Origin of the sequence: Streptomyces sp. NPDC001194 (assembly GCF_042896985.1) — a bacterium.
Classification (GTDB): domain Bacteria; phylum Actinomycetota; class Actinomycetes; order Streptomycetales; family Streptomycetaceae; genus Streptomyces.
This window is the reverse complement of the sequence record NZ_JBIAXU010000012.1, coordinates 190004-204536: the sequence shown is the minus strand read 5'-3', so window position 1 is coordinate 204536 and position 14533 is coordinate 190004. Positions and strand designations below refer to the sequence as shown.

Here is a 14533-nt window from a genome sequence, read left to right as displayed (position 1 = left end):
AATCCGGTACGAGCCGGTGCCGTCGGACGTGTTGAAGGATCTGTTGACGCGGGTACGTGACGAGGTATTCCGCATCTCCGCCCAACCACCCGCCGCACTGGACCGGTTGCCCGCCTTCACGCGTATTTTCATGACGAGAGGCGGGCCCAGGACCGGACTTCGGACGGCCCGGACAGCGCACCCATCCGGACAGGAGTGAGCCACATGTCCCTGCTCGCCACGATCCTCGTCGTCGTCGGCCTCTGGTGTGCTGTCGCGGTCGCCCTGGCCTCCTGCTTCAGCGCCTACCGCATGTGGTGTCGCAGCGACCGGCGGCGCCGGGGCGCGCCCGGCCGGCTCGGCGCGGAGACCGGGCGTTCCTGAACCGCTCCCGTCACGCGGGCGCCGGCCGCCGGCCCCAGGCGGTGATCATTCCGGGTGAGAGGGCGGCGCAGTCCGCCGAGCCGAGGTACCGGACCGCCTCCTCGATCGTCGACTCGTCCACCAGCCCGGTGGCCACCATCGCCTCCCGGGCCCGGCCCCAAGTCCCCACCCAGAAGCGGCTGATGGGGCTGTCCGGGGTCAGGGGCGGCACCCGGATCTCGGCGGCGACGGACACGAGTCCCGCGTCCCGCAAGTGCTGTGGGTACTGCGGGACCCACGAGATGTCGGTGCCGATCGTGTCCCGCAGCCCCTGCCACATGGCCTCCATGACCCGGGTGTACGGGCTCGGCGGGGCACTACGGCCGGTCAGGTCGACGGCATCGCTGAGGACCAGCACCCCGTCGTCGGCCAGCAGATCGCAGAGCCGGTCGATCATCCGCCGCCACGAAGGCAGGTGCATCAGCACGAACCGGGCGTGGACGAGCTGGAACCGGCCCCCGGGGTCGAAATCCGGCGCGACGGCGTCCGCCTCCAGGAGATCGAGCCCCGGCAGCGGGCGGGCGGCGAGGAAGCGGACGTCGCGGTCGACCGCGAGCACGCGCGTCACCCCGGCCTCCTCGATCAGCCGCCGGGCGACGGTGCCGGTCCCGGCGCCCACGTCCAGGCAGCTCCAGCCCGGCCCGGCGCCCAGGGCGCGCAGGCGGTCCAGCGTCATGTCGTCGTAGGTGAGCGCCCCGAGGTCGATACGGTCGTCCTCGCCCGCCTGCTCGGGCCGGAACACCGCCTCGCCGTAGCGCCCGCGCCCGGCACCTGTGCTCATGCGTCCCATTATCGCCGCGCCGCCGCGGAGCCGCCCGGCGAGAACGCCGGGGCGGGGCTCCGGCCGGGTCCCCGGGCGCCGGGCGGGATGCGCCGCTCGGCGCGATGGCCCGCACGGCGCGGCTCCGCCCCGGCGGGCCGGGCATCGATCCGCCCGATGTCCCGGCCGCTGTCGGGCAGTTGGCCTATCCTGCCCCCGTGGACCAGCTGATCGCCGAAGACCCGACCCGCATCGGACCGTACCGACTCATCGCCCGACTGGGCGCCGGCGGGATGGGTCTGGTCTACCTGGGCCGCTCCGAGGGCGGTCGTACCGTCGCCGTGAAAGTGGTGCAGGCCGAGTACGCCGGCCACCCCGAGTTCCGCAGGCGGTTCGCCCGCGAAGTGGCGGCCGCTCGGCGGGTGGGCGGCAGTTGTACCGCGGCCGTGCTCGACGCCGATCCGGAGGCCGCCGTCCCCTGGGTGGCGACCCAGTACATCCCCGGCCCCGACCTGCACGCCGTCGTCGCCGAGCACTTCGGGCCGCTGCCCGAGCACTCGGTCCACACCCTCGCCAACCGCCTCGCCCTCGCCCTCCAGGCCGTGCACGAGGCGGGACTGATCCACCGCGACCTCAAGCCGTCCAACGTCCTCGTCACCGTCGACGGCCCCCGCGTCATCGACTTCGGCATCGCCCGGGCCATGGACAGCCTGGCCGAGGAGCACAGCCTGCACACCCGCACCGGCATGCTGATCGGTTCCCCCGGCTTCATGTCGCCCGAGCAGGTCCGCGGCCTCGAGCTCACCCCCGCCAGCGACGTCTTCTGCCTGGGCGCCGTCCTCGTCTACGCCGCCACCGGTCGCCTCCTGTTCGGCGCCACGGACACCGGCCTGAACGCCCACCTCTTCCGGGTCGCCGAGGAGGAGGCGGACCTGACCGGGGTGCCGCAGGCGCTGGTCGAGCTCGTCCGCGCATGCCTGCACAAGGACCCGGCCCGGCGTCCGAGCCCCCGGGAGGTGGCCGAGCGTACGGGGCCGGATCAGGCGGGGGAGTGGCTGCCGGGCGCCGTACTGGCGCAACTGGGTCGCCATGCGGCCGAGTTGCTGGACTTCGCCCCGTCGATCCCGGCCCAGCACCGGCCGGAGCCCCAGGTCCAGGTCCAGGTCCAGGCCCCGGCCCCCGCGCAGGCGCCCGCCCCGCAGGACCGGCGCCCGGCCCAGCCGCCGCCCCTGCCGCCCGCCTACGCCCCGACGTCCCCCGCGCCCTTCGATCCCGCCCGGGGATTCGGACCGCCCCCGGGCGCACCCCCGGGCCCGTGGCCGCAGCACACGCCCCCGGGCCCCCTGCCCGACCTCGCGCCCGCGCACCCCAGGCGCTGGTGGGGCCTGGCGGTGATCGCCCTGGTACAGCTGATGGCGCTGCTCCAAGCGGCGAACCTCAGCGTCGCGCTTCCGGCCATCGCGGCCGACCTGCACCTGTCCTCCGACGGCCTGCGCACGCTGGAGAACGTCTATTTCATCGCCTTCGGCGCGGTGCTGCTGATCGGCGGGCACATCGCGGACCTGGCAGGACGCAAACGGACACTGATCGTCGGCCTGCTCGGCTGCGCGGCCGCCTCCGCGCTCGGCGGCTCGGCCGGGGACGCCGGCACGCTCGTCTGGGCCCGCGTCCTGCAGGGCGTCTTCGGCGCGCTGCTCACGGCGTCCGCGCTGTCCCTGGTGGCCACCGGCTTCACCGATCCGAAGGAACGCGGCAGGGCGTTCGGGATCTACGCCGCGATCACGGCCTCCGGCACGGCACTCGGGATGGCCGAGGGCGGCTGGCTGCTCACCGCCATGAGCTGGCGCTGGTCTCTGTTCGTCGGCGTCCCCATCGCCGTGATCGGCCTGATCGGGACGCTCACCCTGGTGCACGAGCGCCCGGGCCGCACGGACGGCCACTTCGACGCGCCGGGCGTACTGCTCGGCTCCGGCGGGGTCGCCGCCCTCCTCTACGGACTGAACGAGGCCCAGAACAGCGGCTGGGCCGCCCCCCTGACCCTGGTCCTGCTCGTGGGCGGCCTCCTCCTGCTCGTGGGCTTCCTGTGGTGGCAGTCCGCGGCGGCGAGCCCGCTCCTCCCCGCGTACGTCTTCAAGGACCCGGACCGCGCCGGCGGCCTCCTCGGCATGCTCCTGGCCGGAGCCGGCACCGTCGCCCTGTACCCGGTCGTCGGCTACCACCTCGCGACCGCCCTGCGCTACGACCCGGTCATGGCCGCAGCGGCCTTCCTCCCGATGGTCGCCGCGATCGTGATCGGCTCCACGCAGGTCTCCGCCCGGCTGCTGCCCCGCGTCGCACCCCGCGTCCCGATCCTGGGGGGCCTGGTGCTCACCGCCGTCGGGCTGCTCCTGCTGACCCGCCTGGGCTTCGACAGCTCGTACGCGATCGGGGTGCTGCCCGCCCTGCTGCTCATCGGCCTCGGGATCGGCATGGCCTTCGTGCCGATCCTCGCCACCGTGACCGGCGCGGTCGCCGCGGAGCGCTCCGGCGGCGCGGCGGCAGCCGTCCTCACGGCCCAGGAGCTGGGCCTGGCGATCGGCGCGGCGGTGCTGGGCACCGTGATCTCCGTCCACGTGGACCGCCTGCGCGCCGGATCGGTGCTGCCCGTCATGATCGAGAAGGAGCTGCTGCGCGCCGAGACGGTGAACTTCTGGTGGGCGGCCGGCAGCGTACTGCTCGCGGTCCTGGTCGCCGCCCTGACGATCAGGTCCCGGGGGCCCCGGGGCGATGCGCAGGCCGCCCCCGCCGCGGGGACGTGATCCTGCGCGCGTTCACCCGAGGCGGTGGAGCCGGCCGGACTTCCGGTGGAGGGGGTGGACTTACTAGGACGTCCGACTATATGTTCGTGAGCGAGCCCGCGGTGCAGGGAAGCCGGTGTGAATCCGGCGCGGTCCCGCCACTGTGACCGGGAAGCGTGCTGTCCAGCAGGTCAGGCCACTGACGGAGAGATCCGCCGGGAAGGCCGGGCGGCGCGCGGTGATCCGGGAGTCAGGATACCGGCCGTGGGGTGTTCCGTGTTGTCCACGAGGATGGAGAAGACACGCATGGCACCGGTACGTGACCACGGCCCTGGTGATCCGGCGGAGTTCGCGAAGCACGCGGCCCTGACCGCGCGTTCGTAGCTCACCGAAGGCGTCCGCACCCGCGCCTGCACCCGCTTCCCGCAAGCGCGTCCCCCTCCGCGTCCGCAGCCGCGTCGGCACCCGCCATCGGCGATCCGCCGCACGCCTGCCGCCTTCGCCGTCCCGCGGCCGCCCGACGGCGGCGTGCACCACGACCGGTGCCGCCGCGCGGGCCCGCCGCGCCCTCCTCGGATCTCACCTGACGAGAGCAGGCTTCCCATGGTCCGTGAACTCACCCACTTCATCGGCGGAAAGCACACCACGGGGACCTCCGGTCTCCACGCCGACGTGTACGACCCCAATACAGGAGCCGTCCAGGCCAGGGTCCCGCTGGCCGGACGCGCCGACACCGAGGCGGCCGTCGCCAACGCCGAGGAAGCGCAGCGGGAATGGGGCCGGTGGAACCCGCAGCGACGCGCCCGCGTCATGCTGCGCTTCCTCCAGCTCGTCGAAGGCGAACGCGAGGCGCTGGCCCGGCTGCTGTCCGCCGAGCACGGCAAGACCGTCGCCGACGCCCACGGCGACCTCCAACGCGGACTGGAGGTGGTCGAGTTCGCCGCCGGGATCCCGCACCTGCTCAAAGGCGAATTCACCGACAACGCCGGCACCGGCATCGACGTGCACTCCCTGCGCTCCCCGCTCGGCGTCGTCGCCGGGATCACCCCCTTCAACTTCCCCGCGATGATCCCGCTGTGGAAGGCCGCGCCCGCCCTCGCCTGCGGGAACGCCTTCGTCCTCAAACCCTCGGAGCGGGATCCGTCCGTACCGCTGCGCCTCGCGGAGCTGTTCCTGGAGGCCGGTCTGCCCCCGGGCGTGTTCAACGTGGTCAACGGAGGCAAGGAGGCCGTCGACACCCTCCTGGAGGATCCGCGCGTCCACGCCCTCGGCGGCGGATGCGAGCTGGCCATGCTCTGCGACATCCTGCTGGCCTCCGACACCGCCGTCTTCGGGCAACCCGAGATCAAGCTCGGGGTGATCCCCGGCATCGGCGGCTCCCAGCGGCTGACCCGCGCCGTCGGCAAGGCCAAGGCGATGGAACTCTGCCTGACCGGGCGGACCATGGACGCCGCCGAGGCCGAACGGGCCGGCCTGGTATCCCGCGTCGTCCCGGCGGACGAGCTGCTCGCCGAGGCCCTCGCCGTCGCCGAAACGGTGGCCGCCATGTCCGCCCCCGTCGCCATGATGGCCAAGGAGGCCGTGAACCGGGCCTTCGAGACCACCCTGGCCGAGGGCGTCCGCTTCGAACGCCGCCTCTTCCACGCCGTGTTCGCCACCGCCGACCAGAAGGAGGGCATGAGCGCCTTCTTGGACAAGCGCGCCGCGGAGTTCACCCACCGCTGACCGGACTGCGATCCGCCCCCTCTCCCGGCCGGGAGAGGGGGCGGATCACCTGGTCCGGCGATCGCGCGGAGCGCCCCGAGCCCGCGCCCGGACCGTCAGCTCCCCAGGGCCCGGCGCAGGCCGAGGCGGTCGGTACCGAGCTTGGTGAAGACCGCCGAGAGGAGTTCGGAGACCGCCTGCGGGCTGCTGTGCATCTTCGCCGCGATCGCCGTGTTGTCCAGACCGAGCGCGGCATGCTCGGCCGCCGCGCTCTCGGCCACCGTCAGCGTGTCCTGCTCGAAGGTGTGCAGCCGGCGCGGGCGCAGGCCCGCCGACACCAGCTGGGAGCGGGCGCGGCGCGCGAGGCCGTCGGCGCCGCAGGCCGCGACGGTCTCCATGCCCCGGTAGAGCTGCTGCGCCGCCCGGTGCGGGTCACCCAGGGTGTGCAGGGCCGTACCGTGGTCGACGAGCGCCTGGGCCAGCTCGCAGGCGGCCGGGGACTGTTCGAGGTGCCCCACCGCTTCCTGCAGCAGGACGGCCGCGTGTGCGGGATCCGTGGCCGCCGCCGACACGCGCAGGGCGTGGCCGATCACGCTGGACGTGCCGAACGCCCGCGCCCGGGCCACCGCTTCGGCCGCCGTGGCACGTGCCTGGTCGGGCGCGCGGGACACCTGCGCCAGCGCCAGGTCCAGTTGCCACGGACTCCACGACGGATTGCGGGTGCCGCGCAGATCCAGCCGCTTGCCCGCCGCGGCCAGGTTCTGCATCGCCTCGTCGATCCGGCCCTGGGCCAGCAGCAGCTTGCCCCACACGGCCTGCGGGTCGGGATAGACGACCGCGGCCGGGAACCCCTCGCCCAGTTTGTAGGTGTGGGCGACCCGCAGCGCCTCCTCCGTGTTCCCGCGCGCGAGCAGCGTCTCGATGAGCGTGCCGATCGCGTACCACTGCGCCGGGATGCCCTGCCCGACACGGTCGGCGATCTGCAGGCCGTTGCGCACGAAGTCCTCGGCCTCGGCGAGCCGCCCGCGCCGGTAGCGGACGTAACCGAGCAGGGTGTACACGAACGACAGGTGCGCGCCGCGCCAGCCCTTGCCCTCGAACTCGACGATGCCGGTGTTGAACAGGTCCTCGGCGCGGCCGGGCTGGTCGCAGTACATGAGCGTGACCGCGATGACCGAGGGCACTTCGAACCCGAAGTCCTGGTCGGTCCAGCTCATCCCGCCGTCGAGCGCCTGTTCCGCGTACTCCAGCGCCGTCGTGGCGGGCTCGCCGCGCATGGCGGCGTCCCAGGCCCGCAGGCCCAGGATGTGCCGCTCGGCCAGACCACGGCCGGTGATCCGCTTGGCGAACTGGGCGAGGAGCCGGGAGCGGGCGGGCGAGTTCTCCTCGTCGACCCGGACCGAGTTCCACTTGAACTGCTCGGCCTGCATGCGCAGCCGCGTACGGGAGCTGGTGGCCCGCTTGGCCTCCTCCTGGAGGAGCCCGGCGGCCTCCGCCAGCTGACCGGTGTGGGCGAGCGCCTGGGCCAGCCGGTACGTGATCGCCTCCCGCAGGCCCTGCTCGGCCTTGGGCTCCTCCAGCGCGGCCCTGAGCTGGTTGATCGTGGTGGCGGGATCGTGCAGGAGGTTCGCGGAGCCGAGCTCGAACAGCACCTCGGCCCGGTCCTCCGCGTCCGGGGGCTCGCGCAGCGCCCGGGCCAGATAGCGGCGTGCGGCGTCGGGCGCGCCCGCGGAGAAGCTCTCGCGCGCCGCCTGGCGCAGCTGCTGCACGACCCAGGGGTCGCCGTCGGGGTGCATCTCCAGCAGGTGCCGGGCGGCGGCCGCGGCTCCCTGCCCGTCGTCGACCAGTGCCTGCGCGGCCATGCCGTGCATCGCGACGCGCACACCGGGCGGGATCGACCGGTACACGGCGGTGGCGACGAGCGGATGGAAGAACTCGACGACCTCCTTGCGGCGCAGGCCGGTGAGGACGGTCAGGATGCGCGCGGCGCGCAGCTTGTTGATGGCATCGGCGACCTGTGCGTCCCCGAGCGCCGCCACGCTTCCGACGATGCCGGTCGGTACGGCGGTGCCGAGGACCGCGGCCGCCCAGGCGAGCCGGACGATGGAGGGCCCGAGCTGTTCGAGGCGGTCGATCAGACCGCTGCCCTTGACGGCGGAGGCCAGGTCGCGCAGCTCGGGGATGCTGTCCTGGTGCGGCTTCAGCTCGCGGTCGCGGCCCTTCATGGCCAGTTCGACGACCTCGAAGGGGTTTCCGCCGGTGATCGCCCAGCACTCGCGGCAGAACACGTCGTCCGCGCTCTGGCCGAGCGCGTCCCGCACTATGCGCGCCACCGCGCTGGTGGTGAGGGGAGCGAGCTCGTGCGGACGGGTCCCCTGGCGCCCCATCAGCGCACGCAGTGCGCCGGCGCCCGCGGGGATCTCGTCCGGGCGGCAGGCCACCATGATCAGCATGGCGAGCTCCTCGGCCCGCGCCGCGAACGCGGTCAGCCAGGCCAGGGACTCGGCGTCCGCCCAGTGCGCGTCGTCGAGGATGAGGACGACGGGCGCGCTGCGGACCGTCAGGTGGGTGACGACCCAGTCCAGGCCGTCGCGCACGCCCTGCGGGTCCGGCGCCGTCGGGCTTTCCGGGGCCGCGGTCAGTCCGAGGGCCGGGGCGACGATGCTGTACCAGGTGCCGAGGACGTCACGCCGTTCGTCCTCGGTCATGGCGGCGAAGGCCGGCTGGATGAGCTGGCGCATCACGTGGAACGGCACCTGTTTCTCCTGCTCGCCGCCGCGGGCGAACAGTACGGTGCACGAGCGCTCGGCCGCGTGCCGGCGGGCCTCTCCCAGCAGGGTGGTCTTTCCGATGCCGCCTGATCCCGCGAAGGTCAGGACACCTCCGCGGCGTGCGGTCGGACCGTTCTCCGAGGTGCCGCACAGCTCGTCCACCGCGCGGTGGATCGCGCGAATCTCGGATTCCCGCTCGAGCAGCGGCTGGGTCGCCCACCCTCGCGGTTCCGTGACATGTGACATTCTTGCCCCCTCCAGCGCGTGCGGCCGAGTGTACGACCCCGCGGACGGGAACTTGCTGCTTAAGCACATTATTGCGGGATCACGTCACCCGTAAGGGGACAACGCTGTATCCTCATCTGCCTTTAGGCCGCCCGTGACGGCGTGTGATCGCTGAACTCTCCTTGAATGGAACCGAATCGATCAGATTCCGTCAATGGCGTGAAACAGGGATCATCGGAAGCTCGCTGGGCTGGGGCATTCCCGCGGGGAGTTCCCGCACCGCCACCCCCGGAGCGGGCACCAGCCGCCATCGCGACGCCACCGTCGCGAGGGCGGTCAGGATCTCCGCCACGGCGAACGTGTCCCCGATGCACTTGTGCTGGCCCGCGCTGAACGGGATGTACCGGTGCGCGCGCGGCTGCTCGTCCGGCTTCTCCTCCCACCGGTCCGGATCGAACACGGTCGGATCGCGGAACAGTGCGGGATCGCGGTGCAACGCGTAGGGACTGTACGCCAGTTCCGCGCCGGCCGGGATGGAAACGCCGCCCAGGGTCAGGGGCACCAGTGCCCGCCGGGTGAACAGCAGCGGCGAATGGAGGCGCAGCGCCTCCTGGAACACGTTGTTGGCGTAGGGCAGCCGGGCTATGTCGGACGGGTGGACGCGGCGCGTGCCCACGACCGCGTCGACCTCCTCGTGGAGCCGCTTCTCGACCTCCGGATGCCGGCCCACCTCGTGGAACACCCAGGACAGGGTGGTCGCCGAGGTCTCCGTACCGGAGAAGAGGATGGCGATGACCTCGTCCCGCACCTGCTCGGGGCTCATCGTCGTGCCCGTCTCCGGGTCGACGCTCGACAGCAGCAGGGACAGCAGGTCGTGGCGGTCGTCCGCCCCGGCCTCCTCGGCGCCGTACTGCGCGATCACCTGGTCGATGATCCCTCGCAGGCGGGCGGCCGCCGCGTCGAAGCGCCGGTTCAGCGGGATGGGCAGCCGGTCCAGGGACTTGGGCATGACCGCCCGCAGCAGCATCCCCTCCAGGACGATCGGCAGCGAGCGGTGCACCTCGGCGATGGCGGGCCGGCTCAGATCCCCCGAGAAGATCATCTCGGCCACCGAGGACAGCGCGTACCGCCGTGCCTCGGTGACCATCGAGATCTCCCGGCCCGCCGTCCACGACGCGGTCATCTCCTCCGCCGCCCGGCTCATGACCTCGGCGTACTCGGCGATGTGGCTCCGGTGGAAAGCCGGCTGGATCATCCGGCGCTGCTTGCGGTGGAACTCGCCGTCCGTCGTCACGATGCCGTTGCCGAACATCGGCCGCAGCCGGTCGAAGACCCGGCCGCGCCCGAACTTCTGGGCCTGCTGGACCAGTACGGCGTGGACGTGGTCCGGACTCGTCAGCACGTGCACGGGCCAGGTTCCGATGTCGAGCCGCACGATGTCGCCGTGCTCGCGCAGCGACTCGAGGAAGGCGATCGGCCGGCGCCACAGGGGGATGGCGTGCCCCAGGAGCGGTAACCGCCCCGGAGCCGCCGGTGCGTGGACCGCAGGGCCGAGTTGTTCCGTACGGGCCATGGGTCGACTCCCTGTCATGCCGTCATGCCACCGAAACGAGGTCCGGGCGGGTGTATGCGGACTCCAGCCCGGCCGCGAACCGTTCGTCGCTGTACCGTGTGCACTCGTAACGCTGCCACAGATCGGCGCCGATCATCCAGTCTTCGTAACTGCGCACGCAGCGGGTGACCGCCGCACGCACCGCCGGGTCCATCTCCCCCTGGGAGTCGATGACTTGAAACAGTCGCCGTTCCGCCGTCACGTAGTCCTCTATGCGGACCTGGATGCGGGCCTCGACCGACCGGACCGCGTCCGGAAGCGAACACCCCTCCCAGGAGGCGATGAGGGAGACCAGGTTGTTGTTGTCTCCGCAGGCGTGCTCCTTCGGCAGGGAGAACACGTCGTTGCCCCACGAGATGATGTCCACGGCGCTCTCCACGACCGCCTGGAATGCGGGAAGGTCGTGGACGTGCTGCGGCAGGTCGATTCCCAGTCCGGCCTCCACCATGTCCATCATCGGCAGCAGTTGGGAACTGTGCCGTCGCATGAGCACGTAGTCCTGGACCGAAGGGCGTCTGGCCGCCCCCCGATTGCCCGCCTCCTGGTCCAACGAGTCCAGCATCTGCGGTACGTGTGTTCGATATCGGGCCGCCGTGCCCGGGGCCATGCCGTCCAGGATCCGGTCGCACAGCTCGATGAATCCCTTCACCAGCGGATTGCGGCGCGATGTCGACCTTGAAGTCCGGCCCGTGTCCAGGTACTCGGTGATGGCATCGGTGACGGGCCGCCAGGCGGCAAGTTCACCCGTCCGGATGAGGTGGTCGTGCTGATCGTCCAGGACGAACGACCAGGCCATCCACTCGGCGAGGAGCACGATGGTCTCGTACGGCACCTCACCGCTCACGCGGCCCGCGAGGTGCCCGCAGCCGATCGCGGTGAACTGCTCGGCGGCATCCGTGACGAGCTCGTGGCCCAACGCCCATGACGTGGCCTCGGCGTTGGCCCGTGCGGCCAGCGGATGCTTGGAGTTCCCGAACGGAAGATGAAAATCAGGAACAGGGAATGGGTCGAGCCGGGCCATTGATCCCCCCACGGAAGAGTCGGATTCGCCAATACCCGCTCAATGTACGATCGTCATGGCACGTGCAATTTCAAGAGCACCCCGCTGCCGCGGCGTCGTTACGTCCGCACACGCCGCGGCTGACGGAAAGAACCGGTCGGGAACCGACCGGAACCCCTCCGCGCACGACTACATCAGGCCACTCGTGAAGTAATTAACCCTCAGGGCGCGGCGCACTGTCAATGTAGAAATTGCGGAGATACTGCATTGTCCCTGCTATTGGGCAGGGAATATCCCTCGAGGATGTGCGTGCGGCATAGTCGCAGACATTCGGAATGGAATATTCCGGATAAGTCCGCCCTCATGGGCGTCTTCCGGCCACTCGCGGGACCGCTGGAACGGCCGTCTGCCAACTCGCTCCTCCGTGACACCTGTTGAAGATGGGACGGTCGTGCCGTCCGGCGGTGGCCGAAGAGCGCCGTGGAGGTACGCGGCACTCCCTACACTTCCGGGAGGACGCGGCCGTCCTGGAAGGGCGGGGACATGATCGAGCACCATGCGGCGGACTCGGGCGACGGCCAGGAGCCCGATGTCCTGGGCCCCTACCTGGAGGTCCTGCGGTCGCGCCTGACCGGCGAGCGGTTCGAGGTGCTCATCCGCGCCGTCCAGATCACCTGTGCGCTGCTCGCCGACGGCCGGGAGGCCGTCCTCGAAGTGCCGGGAGAGGCCGATCTCGTCCCCGACCTGCAGTGCGAATACCTGTCCCTGATGGCCGTGATGATCACGGGCCACCTGGATCACCGCCTCGTCGAACTGGCCGCCCCCGACGGCGGCAAGGGCTGGGCGGTCGTGGACAACACCCGCCCCCGCCAGGAACCCGCCGCGGCCTGCGTGTCCCCGCCGCCGGCCCCGTCCCCGTCCCCGTGCGAGGCCGCGGAGCGGGCGTGGATCGACCGGGAGCTCGACGGCATCGCACGCGCCACGCGGGACCCTGACGGTGGGAGCGCTCGGGGCTGATGGCACAGGGAAGCCCCCCGGCCGGGAAGGCCGGGGGGCTTCGCGCTGCGCGACGGCCCGGGGAGGGGGGCCGCTCCCGTGCGGTGCGCTACGGGGTCGTCTTGCCCACCTCCAGGTCGGCGGTGGGGTTCTTGACGGTGCCGCCGGGCGGGCCGGCCGCCCTGCTGGTGTTGTTGTCCGTGTTCGGATCCGCCGTCAGCGCCCTCACGGTCGCGGTGTTGCGGATGTCGGAGCCGTCGCCCGTGTAGTGCGGGTCCAGCTTCACCCTGAACACCCAGGTCACGTCGGCCCCGGGGGCGAGGGTGGGCAGAGGGCCGCAGGTCACCGTACGGCCGGAGGAGCAGGAGGCGTCGCCGCTCACGTAGCTCAGCGCCGTCGGCAGCACGTCGCTGACGGTGATCCGCTCGGCCGTCGAGGGCCCGGTGTTGCTGACGGTCAGGGCGTACTCGAAGGTCTCGCCCGGCGCCACCGGCGCTGTCTGGACGGGCTTCTTGGCGAGGGCGAGGTCGGCGGACGGCGCGGCCACGTTGCCGCCGGGGACGGACGCCGTGCTCGAGTCGTTCTCGCTCGCGGGGTCGATGTTGTCCGCGGTCACCTGGGACGTGTTCTTCAGGTCGCTGCCGTCCCCGCTGTACGAGGGGTCCACCCGCACGGTCAGGACGTACTCGGTGAAGTCGCCGACCTTCAGGGGGCTGGTGCGCTTGCAGGACACCATGTGCCCCGAGACCGTGCATCCCGTCGGCGAGGAGGTCACGTACGCCAGCCCCTCGGGGAGGTTGTCCGTGAGCTTGACGTTGTAGGCGTCGGCCGAGGGGCCGTTGTTGGTGACCCTGATGCGGTAGTCGAAGGTCTCGCCGGGCTTGGGCGGCTTGGCGCCCACCGCCTCCTTGGTCACGGCGAGGTCGGCGGTCGGCTTGTTGACCTTGCTGCCGGGCAGGCCCGCCGGGCTGCTGGTGTTGTTCTCGGGCCTGGGGTCCTTCGTCTTCGACGCCGCGGTGGCCGTGTTGAGGACGTCGGATCCGTTGCCGGTGTAGTTGCTGTCCAGCCGGACGGTGAACCGCCAGCTCTTCGGCGAGCCCTGGTCGAGCACGGCCAGCGGACCGCAGGTGACGGTGCCGTTGTCGGCCGAGCAGCCGTCCGTCGAGCCGACGAAGGCGAGCGGCGCCGGCAGCACGTCGGTCACCGTGGTGTCCACGGCCCGCGAGGGACCGTCGTTGGTGGCCGTCAGCACGTAGTCGAAGGTCTGTCCGGGCGCGATCGGGGTGGTGGTCGCGGGGCGCTTGGCCATCCACACGTCGGCCTGCGGGACGGTGACCCCGCCGGGAGGCAGCACGGGCCGCGAGGTGTTGTCGGCGGGCTCGGGGTCCTTCGAAGCGGAGGCCGAGGTGGCCGTGTTGCGCAGATCGCGGCCGTCGCCGGAGTAGGCGGGGTCGAGCTTCACCTTGAACGTCCACACCACGAAGTCACCGGGGGTCAGCCGGGCCCGCGGACCGCAGGTGACGGTCCGTCCGGTGGCCACCTGGCAGGGATCGGCGGAACCGACGTAGCTCAGGCCGTCGGGCAGGGTGTCCGTGATCGTGACGTTGCGCGCGTCGGACGGGCCCTTGTTCGTGGTGCGGACCTCGTACTCGAACTCCTGGCCCGGGACGGTCGGTCCCGCGCCCAGCGGGGTCTTCACGGTGGACAGGTCCGAGACGGGGCCGAACGGCCCCGGCGGCCGGACGGGCGCGGGCGTGTTGTTGTCCGGGGCGGGGTCGGTGGCGTCGGACGACCCGGTGGCGCTGTTGCCGAGATCGCTGCCGTCTCCTTCGTACGCCGCGCTGAGCCGGGCGTGGAACGTCCAGCTCTTGCTCTGGCCCACGTTCAGCTGGGGCTCGGGGCCGCAGGTGACGGTCTGGTCGGTCTCCGTGCAGCCGTCGGACGAGTCGACGAACGTGATCCCCTCGGGCAGCCGGTCCGTGGCCTTGACGTTCCGGGCGACGGAGGGCCCGCGGTTCGTCGCGGTCAGGGTGTAGGTGATCAGGTCACCCGGCGCCCTGACGTGGCGCACGGTCACCTCGACGGGCTCCGCCGGCCGGGCCGCGACCGCGGCCGCGGCGGACGCCGGGCCGCCGAACTGCGGAGCCGCGCAGAGCAGCGCGGCCAGCAGCCACGCCGCCGGCCGACGACCAGGTCTCGTTGTCATCCTGCATCGTTTCCTTCTCAGCGGGGACGGCCGTACAGAGCCCTGTACGGAAAGCTCGTCGGTCGGTGGGGGAGCGGCCG

Annotated in this window: 8 protein-coding genes, 2 pseudogenes and 1 riboswitch; of the genes and pseudogenes, 5 read left to right on the top strand and 5 right to left on the bottom strand. The window is 72.0% G+C overall.

What is annotated here, in order from left to right; genetic code table 11:
• Positions 1-204: 204 nt before the first annotated feature.
• Positions 205-363: a hypothetical protein gene (locus ACFY1T_RS23620; RefSeq protein ID WP_390789915.1), complete on the top strand. Its 159-nt coding sequence runs from the start codon at positions 205-207 to the stop codon at positions 361-363.
• Positions 364-373: 10 nt separating this feature from the next.
• Here the strand turns inward: ACFY1T_RS23620 and ACFY1T_RS23615 are convergent, their stop codons facing one another.
• A complete protein-coding gene (locus ACFY1T_RS23615; RefSeq protein ID WP_390789914.1) occupies positions 374-1192 on the bottom strand; it encodes a class I SAM-dependent methyltransferase in 819 nt (272 codons plus the stop codon).
• Between the two features lie 188 nt (positions 1193-1380).
• Here ACFY1T_RS23615 and ACFY1T_RS23610 point away from each other — a divergent pair, with 188 nt between their 5' ends.
• The 3 genes and pseudogenes from ACFY1T_RS23610 to ACFY1T_RS23600 form a co-directional block, all read left to right on the top strand.
• A complete protein-coding gene (locus ACFY1T_RS23610; RefSeq protein WP_390789913.1) occupies positions 1381-3960 on the top strand; it encodes an MDR family MFS transporter in 2580 nt (859 codons plus the stop codon).
• Positions 3961-4066: 106 nt separating this feature from the next.
• Positions 4067-4199, top strand: a riboswitch (cobalamin riboswitch).
• Between the two features lie 343 nt (positions 4200-4542).
• A pseudogene (locus ACFY1T_RS23605) lies at positions 4543-5215 on the top strand (aldehyde dehydrogenase family protein); the annotation flags it as partial.
• A pseudogene (locus ACFY1T_RS23600) lies at positions 5200-5664 on the top strand (enoyl-CoA hydratase-related protein); the annotation flags it as partial. The pseudogenes ACFY1T_RS23605 and ACFY1T_RS23600, both read left to right, overlap by 16 nt.
• Positions 5665-5759: 95 nt before the next feature.
• Here ACFY1T_RS23600 and ACFY1T_RS23595 read toward each other — a convergent pair.
• From ACFY1T_RS23595 to ACFY1T_RS23585, 3 genes are all read right to left on the bottom strand, one after another.
• On the bottom strand, positions 5760-8660 hold the full coding sequence (locus tag ACFY1T_RS23595) for an ATP-binding protein (protein ID WP_390789912.1): 2901 nt from the start codon (positions 8658-8660) through the stop codon (positions 5760-5762).
• 190 nt (positions 8661-8850) lie between these two features.
• On the bottom strand, positions 8851-10212 hold the full coding sequence (locus ACFY1T_RS23590; protein WP_390789911.1) for a cytochrome P450: 1362 nt from the start codon (positions 10210-10212) through the stop codon (positions 8851-8853).
• 22 nt (positions 10213-10234) lie between these two features.
• Positions 10235-11167, bottom strand: coding sequence for a terpene synthase family protein (locus ACFY1T_RS23585; protein ID WP_390789910.1), 933 nt, complete (start codon positions 11165-11167; stop codon positions 10235-10237).
• A gap of 627 nt (positions 11168-11794) precedes the next feature.
• Between ACFY1T_RS23585 and ACFY1T_RS23580 the strand changes: the two genes are divergently transcribed.
• Positions 11795-12268 (top strand): hypothetical protein, encoded by a 474-nt coding sequence (locus tag ACFY1T_RS23580; RefSeq protein ID WP_390789909.1) that lies wholly within the window; start codon positions 11795-11797, stop codon positions 12266-12268.
• An 88-nt stretch (positions 12269-12356) separates the two neighbouring features.
• Here ACFY1T_RS23580 and ACFY1T_RS23575 read toward each other — a convergent pair whose 3' ends face one another.
• The gene (locus ACFY1T_RS23575; protein WP_390789908.1) at positions 12357-14453 is read right to left on the bottom strand and encodes a DUF11 domain-containing protein; all 2097 of its coding nucleotides are present in this window, start codon (positions 14451-14453) and stop codon (positions 12357-12359) included.
• Between the last annotated feature and the right edge of the window lie 80 nt (positions 14454-14533).